At 50.9% G+C, this 17,698-nt stretch carries 17 protein-coding genes and 1 tRNA gene; 8 read left to right on the top strand and 10 right to left on the bottom strand.

The genetic code is table 11. The features are described 5' to 3' along the window. The 6 genes from Q1M25_RS02740 to Q1M25_RS02715 form a co-directional block, all read right to left on the bottom strand. Positions 1 to 779 (bottom strand): beta-ketoacyl synthase N-terminal-like domain-containing protein (locus tag Q1M25_RS02740; RefSeq protein WP_300481523.1); only part of this gene is annotated, 779 nt, incomplete at its 3' end. A 3-nt stretch (positions 780 to 782) separates the two neighbouring features. After that, a complete protein-coding gene (locus Q1M25_RS02735) occupies positions 783 to 1,301 on the bottom strand; it encodes a hypothetical protein (RefSeq protein WP_300481521.1) in 519 nt (172 codons plus the stop codon). Positions 1,302 to 1,398: 97 nt separating this feature from the next. Continuing rightward, positions 1,399 to 2,637 (bottom strand): NAD(P)/FAD-dependent oxidoreductase, encoded by a 1,239-nt coding sequence (locus Q1M25_RS02730; RefSeq protein ID WP_070712014.1) that lies wholly within the window; start codon positions 2,635 to 2,637, stop codon positions 1,399 to 1,401. A gap of 135 nt (positions 2,638 to 2,772) precedes the next feature. Then, on the bottom strand, positions 2,773 to 5,091 hold the full coding sequence (locus Q1M25_RS02725; protein ID WP_300481517.1) for a hypothetical protein: 2,319 nt from the start codon (positions 5,089 to 5,091) through the stop codon (positions 2,773 to 2,775). Positions 5,092 to 5,184: 93 nt separating this feature from the next. After that, positions 5,185 to 5,802: a 4'-phosphopantetheinyl transferase superfamily protein gene (locus Q1M25_RS02720; protein ID WP_300481514.1), complete on the bottom strand. Its 618-nt coding sequence runs from the start codon at positions 5,800 to 5,802 to the stop codon at positions 5,185 to 5,187. Positions 5,803 to 5,854: 52 nt separating this feature from the next. Further along, the gene (locus Q1M25_RS02715; RefSeq protein WP_223168965.1) at positions 5,855 to 6,367 is read right to left on the bottom strand and encodes a hypothetical protein; all 513 of its coding nucleotides are present in this window, start codon (positions 6,365 to 6,367) and stop codon (positions 5,855 to 5,857) included. 199 nt (positions 6,368 to 6,566) lie between these two features. Between Q1M25_RS02715 and Q1M25_RS02710 the strand changes: the two genes are divergently transcribed. Further along, positions 6,567 to 6,659, top strand: a tRNA-Ser gene (locus Q1M25_RS02710). An 80-nt stretch (positions 6,660 to 6,739) separates the two neighbouring features. After that, positions 6,740 to 7,300 carry a pseudouridine synthase gene (locus Q1M25_RS02705; protein WP_300481510.1) on the top strand — a complete coding sequence of 187 codons (561 nt, stop codon included), beginning with the start codon at positions 6,740 to 6,742 and terminating at the stop codon, positions 7,298 to 7,300. A gap of 55 nt (positions 7,301 to 7,355) precedes the next feature. Here the strand turns inward: Q1M25_RS02705 and Q1M25_RS02700 are convergent, their stop codons facing one another. The 4 genes from Q1M25_RS02700 to Q1M25_RS02685 all read right to left on the bottom strand — a co-directional run bounded on the left by Q1M25_RS02700 (position 7,356) and on the right by Q1M25_RS02685 (position 13,381). Further along, positions 7,356 to 8,162: a DUF4198 domain-containing protein gene (locus tag Q1M25_RS02700; RefSeq protein WP_049336457.1), complete on the bottom strand. Its 807-nt coding sequence runs from the start codon at positions 8,160 to 8,162 to the stop codon at positions 7,356 to 7,358. Between the two features lie 152 nt (positions 8,163 to 8,314). Continuing rightward, positions 8,315 to 9,691 (bottom strand): DNA repair protein RadA, encoded by a 1,377-nt coding sequence (gene radA / locus Q1M25_RS02695; protein ID WP_300481507.1) that lies wholly within the window; start codon positions 9,689 to 9,691, stop codon positions 8,315 to 8,317. 95 nt (positions 9,692 to 9,786) lie between these two features. Next, on the bottom strand, positions 9,787 to 11,259 hold the full coding sequence (locus tag Q1M25_RS02690; RefSeq protein WP_049331415.1) for a S41 family peptidase: 1,473 nt from the start codon (positions 11,257 to 11,259) through the stop codon (positions 9,787 to 9,789). Between the two features lie 214 nt (positions 11,260 to 11,473). Next, positions 11,474 to 13,381, bottom strand: a complete 1,908-nt coding sequence (locus tag Q1M25_RS02685; RefSeq protein ID WP_300481503.1) for a peptidoglycan DD-metalloendopeptidase family protein — start codon at positions 13,379 to 13,381, stop codon at positions 11,474 to 11,476. Positions 13,382 to 13,554: 173 nt separating this feature from the next. Between Q1M25_RS02685 and Q1M25_RS02680 the strand changes: the two genes are divergently transcribed. The 6 genes from Q1M25_RS02680 to Q1M25_RS02655 all read left to right on the top strand — a co-directional run bounded on the left by Q1M25_RS02680 (position 13,555) and on the right by Q1M25_RS02655 (position 17,628). Then, the gene (locus tag Q1M25_RS02680) at positions 13,555 to 14,100 is read left to right on the top strand and encodes a CreA family protein (protein WP_300481500.1); all 546 of its coding nucleotides are present in this window, start codon (positions 13,555 to 13,557) and stop codon (positions 14,098 to 14,100) included. 30 nt (positions 14,101 to 14,130) lie between these two features. Continuing rightward, entirely contained in the window at positions 14,131 to 14,679 is a 549-nt protein-coding gene (locus tag Q1M25_RS02675; protein WP_049322876.1) for a YqgE/AlgH family protein, read from the top strand. After that, positions 14,672 to 15,127: a Holliday junction resolvase RuvX gene (gene ruvX, locus Q1M25_RS02670; protein ID WP_070461608.1), complete on the top strand. Its 456-nt coding sequence runs from the start codon at positions 14,672 to 14,674 to the stop codon at positions 15,125 to 15,127. The genes Q1M25_RS02675 and ruvX overlap by 8 nt, the downstream gene beginning before the upstream one ends. Before the next feature lie 163 nt (positions 15,128 to 15,290). Continuing rightward, entirely contained in the window at positions 15,291 to 15,713 is a 423-nt protein-coding gene (locus Q1M25_RS02665; protein ID WP_049343994.1) for a YidB family protein, read from the top strand. A 149-nt stretch (positions 15,714 to 15,862) separates the two neighbouring features. Next, a complete protein-coding gene (locus tag Q1M25_RS02660) occupies positions 15,863 to 16,411 on the top strand; it encodes a carboxymuconolactone decarboxylase family protein (protein ID WP_003685141.1) in 549 nt (182 codons plus the stop codon). 125 nt (positions 16,412 to 16,536) lie between these two features. Beyond that, positions 16,537 to 17,628, top strand: a complete 1,092-nt coding sequence (locus Q1M25_RS02655) for an acyl-CoA dehydrogenase family protein (RefSeq protein WP_300481492.1) — start codon at positions 16,537 to 16,539, stop codon at positions 17,626 to 17,628. Positions 17,629 to 17,698: the final 70 nt, after the last annotated feature.

Genomic DNA, 17,698 nt, shown 5'->3' with positions numbered 1-17,698 from the left:
CGGGGCGAAGACATATGGTAGGCATCGCTGCTTGCGCCGTAGCCCAGCAACTGCATTTCGCCGTCAAAATCTGCATCGCGCGTCATTACGAAAAATGCGGCCGCTTCGCCGATATTGATGCCGTTGCGGTTTGCGGAAAAAGGCTTGGCGATGCCGTCTGAAAGCACTTCCAAAGAGGCAAAACCATTAATCGTCAGCGGCGAAAGCGTATCCGCGCCGCCGCAAATCACGGCATCACACAATCCGGCACGAAGCAGCCGGGCTGCGCTGATGAGGGCGCGTGCGCCGGAAGTGCAGGCGGTGGAGACGGTATAGCGCAAGCCGTCCAAGCCGTAAACTTGGGCGATAAATTCGGAGGGCGAAGCCATGGTGTGTTGCAGCTGTTTGAACGGAACATCCGTCCATTCACCACCTTGGACAACGTGTTGGAACAAAGGGATATTTTCGTCTGCACCACTGGTGGACGTACCGGTAACGACAGCAACTCTTTCTTTGCCGTAACGGGCAATGGCCGTCTGAATCAGTCCGTCTATTTGTGAAAGCGCGTGCAGGATAAGCTGGTTGTTGCGGCTGCGATGCGCTTCGGGAATGCTGTCGGGCAGAGGCATCAGGGTTTCTTTGACTGCACCGAAAGCATGCGTTTTGCCTTTTACCCATTGGTCTGAAAAAGTCAGGGGCGTGTTTTCAGACGGCGTGAGTAAGGCATCGGCATGAACTTGCAAGCCGCTACCCAATGCGCTGGTCAGTGCCGGACGGCTGAGATAAACAGGAGTATTCATGAATTAGTCTTCTGCAATCGGGCTGACCGTCCAGAAGGTTTGGTCGGGGAAGCCGATGAGGAATTGTTCGGAATGGTGGGCGACACACCACAAATCATGCTCGCGGTAGCTGAACACCGCGCCTTTGCCGTCAGGGCAGAAGCCTTGATGGGTGGCATTTTGTTGGCGGGCTTCAGGGTAAAGCGTGGCGGCGTGTTCGGCGGCCAAAAGTGGCAACAAGGCGGCAAACAGTCGGCGCGAAGCAGCATTGGGCATCACAAAGCCGTCATTTTTCCAACCTTTGGTGCTGACCGATTGACGCGATACCGGCGCACCCAGTGCATCGGTTTGGACAAAGCGGATGCCGTCTGAATGAGGCTCGACTGCCAAGAGATTGGTTTGAACGGTTTGCCCCGTCGCATTGGTCTGCTCGAGTTTGAACCATTGGCCTTCTTTGGAAAGCGGCGGCAGCGTTTGCGGATGGGGGAGCGAAGTTGCGCATGCGGAAAGAAGCAGTGCGGCAAGCAAAGGGATAAATCGCATAAGGTTTTATCTATCGGTCAAAATATTTAATGGTGTGGATGAAGTTTCAGACGGCCTGTTCTGTTTTCAGTCTAGGCCGTCTGAAAGACATTCGTCCTTATTCTACCTTCAAATCGCCCACCAATGCGGCAAGTGTGGACAAGCGTTGCTCGGATTTTTCCACGAATGGATTGTTCGTGTCCCAAGCGTAGCCTGCCAGAATAGATGAAATCATGCGGCTGATTTCAGGACTGCGGTTAGGCGCGTAGATGGCATTTTGGAAGCGGAAATCGTACCAACCGTTTACATAAGTGCGGAATGCGTTCACGCCGATCATCAGTTGGTCGGCAAATTCGGTTTGCCAATCGACGGCTTCGCCTTTGAGCTGTTTGCCCAGTAAATCGGCAGCCAGTTTGGCAGAGTGCAGGGCAATGGTTACGCCGGAGGAGAAAACGGGGTCGAGGAATTCGGCGGCGTTGCCTAAAAGAGCGAAATGTTTGCCGTATAAGGTTTTTACGTTGGCAGAGTAGCCTTGGATAGAGCGGAACGGGAAGTCGTTTTCCCAAACGGCTTTATCTAAAATTTCCGCCAGCATCGGGCATTCGTACACAAATTTCTTCAACACGGCTTCTGATTCGCCGGCCAGTTTGTCGGGTGTGCCGACAACGCCGATGGAGCAGCGGTTGTCGCCGAAAGGAATCAGCCAAATCCAGACATCGCGATGTTCAGGATGCGTGTTGATCAGGATTTTGTTGCGGTCGAATTTCGGGCTGGTGATGTTATCGTCGATATGCGTGAAGTGGGCTTGGCGCGGAGGCAGATCGGACGGGCTTTCCAAGTCCAAAAGGCGGGGCAGGACACGACCGTAACCGCTGGCATCCAAAACAAATTTGGCGGTCAGTTCATAGTTTTCGCCTGTATCGGTCGCAACGCTCAAACGTGCCACGTCGCCACTGTTGTCAAATGCGGTTACGCCATGTCCGAAGCGGACATCGACGCCTTGTTTTGCCGCTTCATCAATCAGGATCTTGTCGAAGATGCCGCGGCGCACTTGATAAATAGTACCGGGGCCGTCTGAAAATTTTTCAGTAAAGTTGAAATCTGTGTAACGGCTGCCCCATGAAAACGCAGCGCCGTCTTTAAATTGAAAGCTGGGCTCGGCATGCACTGCATCGGCAAAACCGGCTTCTTCCAACATTTCCATGCAATGCGGCAACAGGCTTTCGCCGATGACAAAGCGCGGGAAATGTTGTTTTTCCAATACGCAAACTTTAAAGCCTTGTTTGTTCAGCAAAGCGGAAGCAACCGAACCTGAAGGGCCTGCGCCGATAACGGCAACGTCAAATTCTACGGACATTTGAAAATACCTTTGATTTTAATGATAAAAAAATGTTTAAACTAGCGTCTGAAGTTTTTCAGACGGCCTCTTACAACGTGACGATAGAAGTTGAAACAAAATATCGCCTTAATTTCAATCGTCTTCATCTTTTGTCTAATTTTTCAGCAATGTGCCTGCCAACCAAATATTGAATGCCACGCCGATGGTAACTGTCATGCCGAACGCGGCAACGGCGGGCGTGCTGCTGATGGCGAGCAGGGCAAAGGAAATGGCTGTTGTCGCGGCGGCAAGCAGCATACCGCCTAATTTTGCCGGCGCGCTGTGATGTGCAGTGGCGGCATAGACGGCATAGTCCACGCCGATGGCGGACACTAAAAGCAGGCTGAACATGGCAAACAGGCTGACGGGAATGCCTGCCAAACCGAGTACGGCAACGGTGCAGATGGCGGCGGCCAGCGGCACGGCAAGGATTTTACTGCCGCGTTTGAAGCCAAACATTTTCCACAAGAGCAGCCATGCCAACGCATAGGAAGCCAGTTTCAACCATGCAGCCTGATTGCGCGTGTGGTGGAAAAGCTCGTTTAAGTGGGCGCGTTTGTCTGCCCAATGTACGCCGGAGACGTGTTGCGCCACGGCGCGTACGGCGGCTTCATCGGTCATGCCGTTCAAACGCACGACGGCAGCAAAACGGCCTGGTTCCACTTCGCCCAAATACAAGGAACGCCAAGCCTCTGCCAAATCGGTATTCAGGCCGTCTGAAAGCGACAATGGTTGCGTATCGGCAGCTTGCAGCAGGGCATCGCGCACGGTTTTGCGCGGAATACCGATTTCGGTAAGCGGTTTCCAGCTATCAGGCAATTTGGTCAATTCGCGTAGGCGGTTTTGCAGTTTTTGCTGCTCCGTTGTCGGCAGGATGAATTGGTCGGGCGATTGGATGCCGGACAGTTTGCCTTGCGCGATTAAGGGCTGCAGGGCGCGGCCGAGTTCGGCGGTTTTCTTCAATAGGGCATCTTCGCTTTGTGCTTCGGCCACCAAATATTTTCCGCCAAAATCCGTGCCGCTCAACTGGCCGATTTGTTGTACCTCGGCCAACATCGCGGTCGGCATATTGACCCATTGACGGATGTCGTCACGCCAGTCGCTGCGCCACAGTCCGACTGCCAGCAAAATTCCGCCCACGATTAACCAGCCGCGTTTGTGCAGGCGGTTTTTCAGACGGCCTGACAAGGAATAGAGCTTTTCAGTTAATGCGGCAAAAGGCACGGTTTTGGCTCGATAGCGGCGAAACAGCGGTGGCAGCCATAAAACGGTGGCACCAAACGCACCAAATAAAGCGAATCCTGAAAATACCGCGGTTTGGCGCAATACAGGCAAAGGGGTGAACCACAGCAGCGCGTAGCCCAAGACGGTAATCGTCAGGCTGACGGCAAAGCTCGGTAAGACATGTTTCATTGCCGATTCAGCCTGCCAAACGGTCTTTTCAGACGGCCCGAATACCGACGGAGCAAGCCAGTGCAACGGGAAATCCACCAACATACCCACCAAGCTGGTGCCGATGACGATGGTCAGGATATGCACTTCGTTGAATACCAATAAAGCGACCGCCAATCCGGTCAACATACCGGCTGCCAGCGGCAAGGACAGCAAAAATACCCGGCCGCTGCGGAAGACCCACAATAGCAGCGCAAAGGTCAGCCCAAGTCCGACCATGCTCATCAGCCGACTTTCTTTTTCTGCAGCTGCTTTGGATACGGCGGCAAACAATGCGCCACCTGCGCTTAAGGTTTCCGCGCCGTTTTCCGAAGCGATTTGACGGCTTTGCGCCATCAGCGGTAAGAGGGCATCGTTGCCGGAAAATTGATCGCCGCCGGCGAGCCGTCCGCGTAAAAATACCCAAGTTTTGCCTTTGTCTTCGGCAAACAGCATGCCGTTGTCCATGTCCCACTGTAAACGGCTTTGCGGATTGGCTTTGTCGGCAACAAAGCGTCCGAAGCCCAGCCAGTCTTGTTCTAAAGACAAAGGGGAGGGGGCTGCAAACGGATTGGCCGCAGCTTCTGCACGCGCTTGAAAATAGGCTTGCGGCTGCTCAAACAGCAGGCGTATTTCGTCTTGCGGCAAAACTGCCAAGCTCAGCTTTTGCATATCCGCCCGCACTTTGTCCAAATTCAGCGTCATGCTGCTGTCGACTTGTTCAAATACGCCGCTTTTGCGCCATGTGTCGGCAATTTGTGCGGCCGTCTGAAAAGCGGTTTCGGCATCGGTACTGCCTGCAAGCAAAATAACTTGTGAATTGAGCTGCGCTTCTGCGGCTTTATCCGCGGCCGTCAGTAAGGCATCGGGTTGCTGTTCGCTTGGCAACAACGCGGTCAAATCGGTTTGGATGCGCGCTTGTGAAGCAAAGGCATAAACCAAAAACAGGGTAAAAAACAGGATAAGGGCAGTATAGAGGCGGTTTAGGAGGCGAAGATTCATCGTTCAGACGGCCTTTTGCAAATGCTGCTGTTGGTGTGTGGAATAAGTAAAAGTGCAGTAAATTAAATCAGATTATTATTATTTTGTCAGTTGTTAGATAGTTTGCCGGTCGGTTAAATCATTGGGCTTGAGCGAACCGAAAAACTGCCATTGCAGAGCGACGGCTTTTCCCTTCCAAACGCAGGCAAGTGCCATCGTATCCGCTAAAATCGCGCTTGTGCCGTGCCAATCGGTTTGCTTTCCAGCGCGTAAACCGACGGGTTGCCCTGAATCGAAAACATAGCCGACCGATTTCATGTCTGACGGAAAATCCAAATTCGCTGCTTTAATCAGGGCTTCTTTGAAACACCACAATCGGTAAAACGTTTCAGACGGCCAGTTTGCCGTTTCCAAAAAGTCTTGTTCTTCCTGCGTGCAGACCAAAGCCGACAGCGCTTTAAAATCACGCGGGCGGATAAATTCGATATCGACACCGGCTGTTAAGGGTTGAGGCGCACACAATAAAGCGGCAAAGCCTTTGCTGTGGCTCAGCGATACGGTCGGTAAATCGGTTTGCTGTTTTAATGCGCGGCTGACTTGCCAGTCTTGACGCTGCGCCAGTTGCGGCGTGGCAGCCAAACGTTGGCAATCGGCTGCGTTTAGAGAGGCATGGTCGTAGCAGGCGGCAAAAGACGGATCGGCTAGCAGGCAGTGAAGGGTTGTCGTATCCATAAAATAGAAAAATGCCAAACTTCATCTTGAAGTCCGGCATTTTTGACATTGCTTAGTGGAAGCTGCCTTTCAAAACCACACGGCTGTTGAATGTAGCGATGTGGCATTCGTACTCGTTACCGCCTTTGGTTACTTTATCAAAGTAGCTAACCAGATGAACGGATTTGGCTTTTTTGCGATGCGCAGTGCTTTGGAAGCGTTTAACTGCGCTCAAGAATGCGCGTTGGCAGGTTTCGTCAGGGGTTTTGCCGACTGAGTTGGAGATTTGACGGGAAGTCAAAGTCGCGCCGGATGTGCTGCCGTAGTGAACGCGGATGCTAGGATCCAAAGCGGATTTGGCTTCGGCAGAGTTCAAAGCGACATCGACTTTACACATATAAATATCGTTTTGACCTTTGCCATTGACTTTATGGCCTTCACCCATGCTGCGGCAGGCAGAGCCGGCGGCAGTTGTTTTTTGAGTAGAAGTTTGAGAGGAGGAAGTAGATGGTTGGGAATTGCCGGATTGTGAGCAAGCGGCAAGCATCAGGGCGGATACGGCAACCAAAGCAGAAAAACGTAACATACGAACTCCTTTATAATAAGGGGTGTGAAAAAAGGTTTACAGAAAACAAAATCATTTTAACATATATGAAAGAAGTATAAAAATAGGATGATGTAAAAAATATTATATTTTTATTTAAATGATTTCATGGTGTTAAGAAAGTTTGGGGCGGTAATGCTTGACGAAGGAGGGCGGAAAGCGTATATTGCGGTCTTCCTTAGGAGTAATGGCTGAGAGGCTGAAGGCACTTCCCTGCTAAGGAAGCATGTGGGGTCAACCTGCATCGAGGGTTCGAATCCCTCTTACTCCGCCAAATATGAAAGACACCGTTTATACGGTGTCTTTTTTATTATCTGGAATTTCTTGGAATCTAAGGCCGTCTGAAAGTGTGAAATGAACGATTTGATTATTCTAAACAAGCCTTATGGCGTGATTTGCCAGTTTTCTGCACATGAAAAACATCAATGCCTTAAGGATTTTGTCGAGAAACCGGGATTTTATCCGGCCGGACGTTTGGATACGGACAGCGAGGGTTTGCTGCTGCTGACCAATAATGGCTGTTTGCAGGCGCAGATTGCCGACCCGAAGTTCAAGCAGGTCAAAACTTATTGGGCGCAGGTGGAGGGTTCTCCTGATGAAGCCAAATTGGATTTGTTGCGCCGTGGCGTAGATTTGGGCGATTTTTTCACCCGTCCGGCCGAGGTTAGGGTATTGGAAGAAGGCGAAGCGGATGTTTTATGGCCGCGCGTGCCACCGATTCGCGTGCGCAAGTCCGTGCCTGATTTTTGGGTGGAAATCAAAATTTCGGAAGGGAAAAACCGCCAAGTGCGAAGGATGACGGCGAAAGCAGGCTTTCCATGTTTGCGCTTGGTCCGTGTGGCAATAGGCCATCTGAATCTGTTTGATTTGAATTTGGAATTGGGACAATGGCAGTTTGCGCCGCATCGTCCTTAAATAGGATGAATAAAGGCCGTCTGAAATATTCAGACGGCCTTTTGTTATGGAAAAATTAATGATGTGAATGACCAATTTGGAAGGTCATTGTGGTGTAGTTCGCCTGTTTTTGGCACACGCTTTGATCAGGGAAATCGGCTTTGTGTTCTACGCTGGCTTTCCAGAAGCCTTGACGCAATGGAATGATGCTGACTTCACCTTTGTCATCAGTGGTATCGGAGAAGGCTTGGGCTTCGGTTTTATGGGTTTTGCTGCGGTCGCTGGTGTCGAAGCCGTCAAATGTAGCGGTAACGGTGGCGTTAGGCAGCGGCTCGCCATTGAAGAGGACGCGGACTTTGAAGCGTTCGCCGACGTGGACGTTGGCAGGGTTGTCCAAAGGTACGATTTCCAAATGTTGGCCGACTTGCTTGGTGATGATGGCGGTGTCTGCGCTTTCGTGGCCGACATTGACGATGTTTTTACCGAACATACGGGTTTGTTCGCAATAGCTTGCATCAGGCATTTCTTTGATGCTTGCCTGCTTCCAGCCCGCGCTGTTTTTTGACCAGAAAGTCGGTTGGTATTCGGCGGTTACCAAGTAGCTGCCGTCTTTGACCGGCAGTTTGCTGCGGTATTGGTAATTGTATGTGCCTTTTTGAATCATGTTTTCTTTGCCTTTTTCAGTCACCAGTTGCATGGGTTTGCTGAAAATGTGCAGGCGGTCTTTGGCGATGGGCTCAAGCTCCGGGAATTCGCCATAGCCCAATTCGGCTTCAAGGTATTCCCCGCCATGTGTGTGGGCGGTTTCAACCCAAACGCGATGGGCGTGTGCGGCAGTGCTGAACAGGAAGGCAGATGCGATAAGTAAAGCGGTTTTTTTCATGATTTCTCTCCGATTTTCGATGTGTAGAAAAGATAGAACAAAGTAGTTCGTTATAATATAACAAAATTATTTAAATTTAAAGAGAGGCCGTCTGAAAACTTTCAGACGGCCTTTTAGATGATTGTTTTTTTGAATCAGATTATCGAAACGGTTTAGTCCCCGTCACGACAAACATCAATCGCTTCCTGCAAACTGCTGACGCCGTAGATTTTCAGGTTCGGAAACTCTTTGGCATTGCGCGGCATATTGGCTTTGGGGACGATGGCGCGTTTGAAGCCGAGTTTTTCTGCTTCTTTGAGCCGCTCTTGCCCGCGTGCAACAGGGCGGACTTCGCCGCTTAAGCCGATTTCGCCGAATACGACGGTTTTTTCAGGCATGGGGTGGTTGCGGAAGCTGGAGAGCATGGCGAGGATAACAGCAAGGTCGGCAGCGGGTTCGCCGATTTTGACGCCGCCGACGGCATTGAGGAACACGTCTTGGTCGAAGCAGGCAATGCCGCCGTGGCGGTTGAGGACGGCGAGCAGCATGGCGAGGCGGTTTTGTTCGAGGCCGACGGTGAGTCGTTTGGGGGTAAAACCGTGTGCGTCATCGACCAGTGCCTGAATTTCGACCAAAAGCGGGCGGCTGCCTTCCTGTGTGACCAAAACACATGAACCTGGCGTGTCGTCGCGGTAGCTGGCGAGGAAGATGGCGGACGGGTTGGACACGCCTTTCAAACCGTTTTCTGTCATGGCGAATACGCCCAATTCGTTTGCCGCGCCAAAACGGTTTTTGATGGCGCGTATCATGCGGTAGTTGGAATGTTGGTCACCCTCGAAATACAGCACAGTATCGACCATATGTTCCAATACGCGCGGGCCGGCAATCGCGCCGTCTTTGGTAACGTGTCCGACCAGTATCATGGCGATGCCCATCTGTTTCGCCATGCGCGTCAGTTGGGCGGCACATTCGCGCACCTGCGACACGGAGCCGGGAGCGGAAGTGATTTGGTCGGAATACATGGTTTGGATGGAGTCGATAACGACGACTTCGGGCTGATGCTGTTTCAAGGCCGCTTGAATCGCTTCCATGCGGATTTCGGCAAGCAGGTTCACGCCTTCGGTGGGCAGCTCCAAACGTTGCGCGCGCAGGGCGACTTGTTGGGCGGATTCTTCGCCGGAAACGTACAGCACTTTGCGGTTTTGCGCCATTTTGGCGATGGTTTGCAACAACAGCGTAGATTTGCCGATGCCGGGGTCGCCGCCGAGCAGGATGACCGCGCCATCGACCAAACCGCCGCCCAATACGCGGTCGAGTTCGCCCATGCCGGTCGGATTGCGCGGCACTTCGGTGGCAGTCACGGCGGAGAGGGATTGGACGGTCGAGGTATCCGCCGCCCAAGATTGGAAGCGGGCGTTTTTCGGTTCGGGCGCGGCTAGGCTTTCCTGAAGCGTGTTCCACTCGCCGCAATGCGGGCATTTGCCTTGCCATTTCGGGGAAGTGCCGCCGCATTCGGTACATTGGTAGATGGTTTTGGGGGCTTTTGCCATGGTGTTTTCCCTGTGGAATATTTGATGTGTGAAAAGGTCGTCTGAAAACAATCATATCGTTTTCAGACGACCTTTTTTATTGAGAAATAACAGGCTTATTTTTTGCTGTCTTTATCTGCATCTTTTTTCGGTGCAGGTTTTTTCGCTGCCAAACCCAAAGATTTTTGCCATTCGGCTGGATTTTTCACTAAGTCCAAGGCTTTGCGGAGCTGATCGTCTTTGGCCGGATTTGGAATGCGGCGGCTGGAGATGTCTTCATCTTTGTCTTTTTTGGACTTGTCTTTATCGGCTTTGGTTTCTGAGTTGGCAGGCGTTTCAGTGCTGCTGTTGACGTCTTGGCCGCCCAACGGATTGCCGATATGGCCGACCAAATCGGCTTCGCGGCTTTCAAAGGCGCGGTCTTTGTCTTTGACTTCAACGTCAGGAACAATGCCTTGTGCTTGAATCGAGCGGTCGTTTGGCGTGTAGTAAAGGGCGGTGGTCAGTTTGACTGCGCTGCCGCCGGAAAGCGGAATCAGGGTTTGCACTGAGCCTTTGCCGAAACTTTGTGTGCCGACGACGACGGCGCGTTTGTGGTCTTGCAATGCGCCGGCAACGATTTCGGAGGCAGAGGCCGAGCCTGCGTTAATCAGGACGGTCATCGGAATGGTTTTCAGCTCGGCAGGCAATCCGGCCAACGGGTCTTTGCCACTGGTGGTGATGTAGTCTTCGGCAGTTGCTTTGAGTACCATGCCTTCTTTTTTGTTGCGGCCTTTGGTGCTGACAACGGTTACATCAGGTTGCAGGAAGGCTGCGGATACGCCGACTGCACCGTTGAGCAGGCCGCCCGGGTCGTCGCGCAAGTCGAGGATGATGCCTTTGAGCGGACCTTTGTTTTCTTTGACAAGGGCTTGTGCGGCTTCGTTGAGTGCGGCAACAGTGCGCTCTTGGAATTGGGAGACGCGGATGTAGCCGTAGTCTTTTTCAAGCAGATGATGGCGCACGCTTTTGACTTTGATGATGGCGCGGGTCAGGTTGACGACGATGGGTTTATCGGCATTTTTGCGTGAAAGGGTCAGGGTGATTTTGGTACCCGGTTTGCCGCGCATTTTTTTGACGGCTTCGCTGACGGTCAGGCCACGCGTAGAGGTATTGTCGATTTTGACGATGAAGTCGCCGCTTTTCACACCGGCGCGTTCTGCCGGAGTGTCTTCAATCGGGGCAACGACTTTGACGAAGCCGTCTTCTTGTCCGATTTCCATGCCCAAGCCGCCGAATTCGCCGCTGGTGGATTCTTTCATTTCGGCATAGCCTTTTTTGTCCATATACTCGGAATGCGGATCGAGATCGGACACCATGCCTTTCATTGCGCCTTCAAAGAGCTCGGCATCGGGTTTGTCTTGGTAATAGTTGGCTTTGATTTGGCCGTACACTTCTGCCATGGTGCGGATGGTCTGCACGGGCAGGGCCTCGTTATCTTTTTTGTCTTTTTCGGCGGCAAAACTTTGTACACTCAGACTGAGGGCGATGCCGCTAAATGCGCCGAGAGTGTAGATTGCAACTTTTTTTAAAGTGGATTTTGTTGACATTCGTTTGACTTTCTTTTTGTGTACGGTAAGCAAAGTAGTTTTTGTTTTCTCTGAACCCGTTGACTTTATGTGATTTAAACGCTTGGAACAATAAGTTTAAGGTAAAAGTTTGTTGTTTAATGTGCTGAACAGGCGTGAAAATCGTGTTTTATTGTAGTTTATGATGAAATTCAGACGGCCTGAAGGGGAAAGCTCACTCAGGCCGTCTGAAACATCAGTTAATCCATGAAAGCGGATTCATGACTTGTCCGTTGTAGCGGACTTCAAGGTAAAGGCCGGTTTCACCCGACGGCAAAGTGCCGCTGGTGCCAATCTTACTGCCGGCATTGACGGCGTAGTTTTGGGCAATGTCGATTTCGCTCAGACCGGAGTAAATGCTGACATAGCCGTCGCCGTGGTCGAGGACGACTACTTTGCCGTAGCCTTCAAGCTCGCCGGCAAAAGTAACTGTGCCTGAGGCAATGCTGCTGACCGGAGCAGGAACAGTATTGTAGAACACGCCTTTCCAAACTTCGCCATCGCCGCGGTCTTGACCGAACAGACCTGCCAATGTGCCGTTGACCGGTTTTTTCAGACGACCTTGCATACGGCTGAAGCTGTTGGCGTTGCTGACGGTAAAGCCTTGGGTGTTGGGGGCTTGTAGTTTCATGTCTTCGTCAGTCAGCGTGGACATGGCGGCGCGTTCGGCTTCGGCTTTTTGTTGGGCGGCAGCCTGCTCTTTGCGGGCTTTTTCAGCGGCGGCCAAGCGGGCTTCGGCGGCTTTTTTACGTGCTTCAGCTTCGGCTTTGCGTTGATCGGCTTTGCGTTTTTCCAAATCTTTCAAGAGATTGTTGAGGCGTTGCTCGTTTTCTCTGTGGTTGATTTTCTTTTGCACTTCTTTGGCCATTTGCGCGTTTTGACGGCGGCTTTCAGCTTGTTCGGCGGTATTGGTTACGCCTTGTTGACGCAATGAAGCTTGAATATTGGCTTGCAGTTTTTTCAGGTAAGCCAATTCATTGTTGATTTTTTGCTCTTGCACCGCCAGCTCTTTTTGTTGTTTTTCCAAGTCTCTCATGACTTGGTCGTTGGCGTTGTTGATATAACGCGTGTAACGCAGGAAGCGGGTTTTTTGACCGGCATCGGCGTTTTTCAGGAAGAGGGCGACCGCGTTAGGCTGGCTGTTTTTATAGTTGCCGGACACAAAACGCGAAATTTGGGCGCGCGTGTTGGAAACTTCGGCTTTCAACTGGTTGGCATCGGCATTAAGTTTTTGGAATTTTTCCCATGCGTCGCGTTGTTTGCGGTTGATGCCGGAGAGGTTGTTGCGTGTTTGTTGCAGCTGTTTGAGCGTGGCATTGACATGGATAATGAAACCCTCGTTGCGTTTGGCAAAGGATTTCTTGGTTTCCATATCGTTGGCGGCGGCAGTTACGGCTGCTTTGAAATCGTTGTCGGCTGAAGAGATGGCTTTAGGCTCAACTTTAGGCTCGGCTTTTTTGTTTTGCTCTTTGGCTTTTGTGTCTTTTTTAGCGTCTTTTTTGTCTTCGACAGCTTTTTGGGCAGGCTCTTTAGCTTCGGCCTTTTTGTCTTCGGCTGTTTTTTTTCCGGGCTCTTTGGTTTTTTTGCCGTCTTTTTTATCCTCAACCGCTTTTTTAGCAGGCTCTTTGGCTTTGATTTCCTTAGGTTCTGCTTTTTTTACGGGTTCTTTAGCTTTGCTGTCTTTTTTATCTTCAACAGGTTTCTTGTCTTGTTCTTTGGCCTTGCCGGATTTTGCGGCTGTGGCTTTTTTGTCTTTTGCCGTTTCTTTAGGCTCTTCGGCTTTGCGGCTGGACTTTTTATTGTCGGCAGCGGCTTCGGCGACTTTAGCCGTTTTGTTTTTGGCTGAAGCGCGTTCGTTTTTGTCGGCGGTTTCCTTCTCTTTGGCAGCTTTGGCTTTAACCGCTTTTTTGTTTTCCTCTTTTTCTTTTACCGCTTGTTTTTTTGAGGTTTCTTTTTTTACATCTGCCTTAGCGGCTTCTTTCTCTTTTTTTACGGGCGCAGCCTTTTTGACAGTGGCCGCTTTTTCTTTCGGCGCGTCTTTGGCAGCATAGGTTGGCAGGGAGAAACTGAGCAACAGGGCGAGAATGAGGGGTTTGTAACGCATGGTTCGATCTTGCTATCAAAGTAGGAACAATAGGACGGATTATACTGTCTGTCAGGCCGTCTGAAAATAATATCGGGTTGCAATATGGACGAACGGTCTTATATAGTAACGATAGAGTGGGCGGACGGGGTTTAGTCTGCCTGGAAACTGACAGTCTGCATCGACAGGATATTATGAAAAAATATTTATTAGTAGTGTTGGGTGCCATGGTTTTGGCGGCTTGCGGTGACAATACCGATAAAATCGGACGCGCCAGTACGGTGTTTAATATGCTGGTTAAAAACGACCGTATCGAAGTGGAAGGTTTTGACGATCCTGATGTGCAGGGGGTTGCCTGTTATATTTCGTACGCGAAAAAAGGCGGTTTGAAAGAAACGGTCAATCTGGAAGAAGATGCCAGCGACGCATCAGTTTCCTGCGTGCAAAGTGCGGAAGTCATCCGTTATAACGAGGCTGCGGTTTTGAAACCGCGACAAGTGTTCAAACGCAGTGCCAGCATAGCATTTAAGAGCCAACAGATTATCCGCTACTACGATCCGAAACGTAAGTCTTTCGCTTATTTGGTGTACAGCGATAAAATCGTTCAAGGTTCGCCGAAAAACTCTTTGAGCGCGGTATCGTGTTTTGCCCATGCGAAAACCGATACGCCGGTACCGGCAGGCGGCGCAGTTTACGGTGCGTGCGTGGTGGATGCGCCGGTTACCGACGGACAAAAATAATAAAATCAGCTTATAGATATTAAGAAGAATATGAATTTAGCCAACCATTTCCTGATTGCCATGCCTCATATGGACGATCCGTTTTTTACGGATACGGTCATTTATGTGTGCGAACACGATGAAGAAGGTGCGCTGGGCATCATCATCAACAAGCCTTCGCCGATTACCATGGACATGATTTTCGCCGCCGCCGACCGCAATATCCCGTTGCGCCTGCAACATGAAAACGTGATGATGGGCGGGCCGGTTCAGATTGAGCGCGGCTATGTCGTGCATACGCCGATCGGCCGCTGGCAAAACAGTATGGTGGTAACCGATAACGTCGCGCTGACTTCTTCGCGCGATGTGATTGAAAACTTGTCTAAAGAAGGTGCGGTGGACAAGGCTTTGATCAGCATTGGTTATTCAAAATGGGGCAAAGGGCAGTTGGAGCGCGAGCTGGCAGAAAATGTTTGGCTGACCGTCCCTGCGGACGAGCATATTCTTTTTGATGTGCCTTACGAACTCCGTTATGCCGCCGCTTTTGAAAAATTGGGGGTCAATCCGAACGCCTTGGTTTCAGGAGTCGGTCATGCCTGATGCACCCAAAGGCACGGTTTTGGCCTTTGACTTCGGCGAGGCGCGTATCGGCGTGGCGCAGGGCGATGCCGAGTTGGGTATGACTCATCCGCTGGCGACGGTAACCGGCAACAGCAATGATGAGAAATTTGAGGCCATTGCCAAGATGGTCAAAGAATGGCAACCCAAGTATTTTGTGGTCGGCCTGCCGACGCATACCGACGGTACGGAACATGAGCTGACCCGTTTGAGCCGCAAGTTTGGCCGCCGTTTGCACGGACGTTTTAATTTGCCGGTTTATTGGGTGGACGAAAGGATGTCTTCCCTATACGCGGAAAGCCTGCTTGCTGAAGCCCAAGTATTCGGCCGAAAACAAAAATCCGTACTTGACCAAGTAGCGGCGCAGGCGATTTTGCAAGGGTTTTTTGAAGGTGGCGCGGCCGAGTATTTCAATGGCCGCGAAGAATAGCATTATTCCTTATAAAGGCCGTCTGAAACTTGGTTTCAGACGGCCTTTGTTTTGTTACGGCTTTGGGATAAAAGAAGTTTAGTTTGGTTAAGCCTGATTTTTTTCAGTGCAAATTTTGCTACACTCCGTTTTCTTTTTTAGACACAAATACAAGGAAAAAGTCATGGCACTCATGGACAATCTTTTGAATGCGGCTACCCAAATGTTGGGTGGCAACAGCGGAAACGGCGCACAAGGTTCTCTGACCGATATGGCGATGGATTTGGTGAAACAACAAGGTGGTGTAGGAAACCTGATCAACCAACTGCAACAAGGCGGTTTGGGCGATGCCCTGAGCAGCTGGGTTTCCAACCAATCCAGCAACCTGCCAGTGTCCGGCAGCGACCTGCAAAATGCTTTGGGCAGCGATACGGTAAACCAAATCGCGCAAAAATTCGGTGTGGATGCCGGTCAAGCAGGCGATTTGTTGGCAAAAGTGTTGCCAGACTTGGTCGATAAAGCCACACCTAACGGCACGGCTCAAGATGCGGATGGCTTCGGCTTGGACGACATTGCTTCTATGCTGCTGAAAAACTTTATGAAATAATGAGTTGAATCATTTGATAAGGCCGTCTGAATCCGTTCAGACGGCCTTATAACTTTTGGTTCGCGGTAAATAACCAATAAGTCTTTTTCTGATGGAGGCGGATGGCTTATGATGGTCGCTTCATTTCACCAGATAAGAAGGTTATATACATGTCCCGCTTGACCATACACACAGTTGAAACCGCTCCCGAAGCTGCTAAACCACGCATTGAAGCCGTATTGAAAAACAACGGCTTTATTCCTAACCTGATCGGCGTTTTGGCCAATGCGCCTGAAGCTTTGGCGTTTTATCAAGAAGTTGGCAAGCTGAATGCGGCCAACAGCCTGACTGACGGCGAAGTTGAAGTTGTCCAAATCATCGCCGCCCGTACCAACGAATGCGGTTTCTGCGTTGCCGGCCACACCAAACTGGCTACCCTGAAAAAACTGCTGTCTGAACAATCTATCAAAGCTGCACGCGCGTTGGCTGCAGGCGAGTTTGACGATGCCAAACTGGGTGCTTTGGCAACATTCACCCAAGCCGTTATGGCGAAAAAAGGCGCGGTATCCGACGACGAGCTGAAAGCATTCTTCGATGCCGGTTACAACCAACAGCAAGCCGTTGAAGTAGTTATGGGCGTTGCTTTGGCAACCTTGTGTAACTACGTCAACAACCTTGCCAAAACTGAAATCAACCCTGAATTGCAGGCATTTGCCTAATCTCATCAAAGGCCGTCTGAAAATTCAGACGGCCTTTTAGCAAAAAGCAAGGGATATCCTTGTTGCCAAGAATAATTCATGAGTAGAACCATCTACGCTTCAAACCTTATTCAGAGGAAAAAATCATGACACACGAAGCTTTACTGAACAATGTTGCCGCACTCGTTAAAAGCAAGCTGAAACCATTGGTGGACGACATCGACCGCAAAGGCCTGTATCCGAAAGAATTTATGCTGGAATTGGGCAAAATCGGCGGTTTTGCTGCGACCGGTACGGTTGAAGAAGGTGGTAACGGTTTGGGTTTGGCAACGCAAATCGCCGTATTGCGCGAAATCGGTAAAGAATGCGGCGCGACTTCGTTCAGTGCATGGTGTCAGGCGGCTTGCGCGTGGTATCTGCATCAATCCCCCAACCAAGCGGTTAAAGACAAATATTTGGCTGATATTCTGCAGGGCAAAGTTTTGGCCGGTACGGGCATGTCCAATACCGTCAAACACCTTGCTGGTATCGAAAAACACAACCTGCAAGCCGAGCGCGTCGAAGGCGGCTACAAAATCAACGGCGCTTTACCTTGGGTATCCAATATCGGCGAAGACCATATTTGGGCGAATACCGCCCAAGTCGGCGACAGCTATGTGATGTTTATCACCGGCGGTCAATGGGAAGGCGTTACCCTGCAAGATTGCCCTGAGTTCTGTGGTTTGGAAGGTACGCGCACTTACAGCCTGAATTTTAAAGACGTGTTTATTCCCGATGAAGATGTGATTGCTGCGCCTGAGCAGTTCCAGTCTTATATCCCGACCATTAAAGCCGGTTTCATCTTGCTGCAAATGGGTATTGGCGCCGGTGTGATTGACGGTGCGCTCGGCATTATCCGCATGGCCAATGTGGTGAACGCAGAAGTGAACGCTTACCTCGACCACAGCTACGATGATTTGAAAGCTGCGTTGGACGGCGCATGGGCAGAAACCGAACGCCTTGCCGATGATGCGTGGAACAACAAACCTGACACGCTGGCAACCTTGAAACTGCGTGAAGCGGCTGCCGTATTGGCATTGAACGCCACTCAATCTGCCGCATTGCATGCAGGCGCGAAAGGTTATCTGATGCGCAGCCCGGCACAACGCCGCGTCCGCGAGGCCATGTTTGTCGCCATCGTAACACCGGCCATCAAACACCTGCGTAAAGAAATCGCCGCTTTGGAAGCAGCTCAATAAATTCAAAATATCAACAATAAAACACACAAAAGGCCGTCTGAAAATACGGTTTCAGACGGCCTTTCAAAAT

This window comes from uncultured Neisseria sp. (assembly GCF_951230505.1).
Classification (GTDB): Bacteria; Pseudomonadota; Gammaproteobacteria; order Burkholderiales; family Neisseriaceae; genus Neisseria.
The sequence above is the reverse complement of the archived record's forward strand: the minus strand, read 5'-3'. Positions and strand labels throughout refer to the sequence as shown.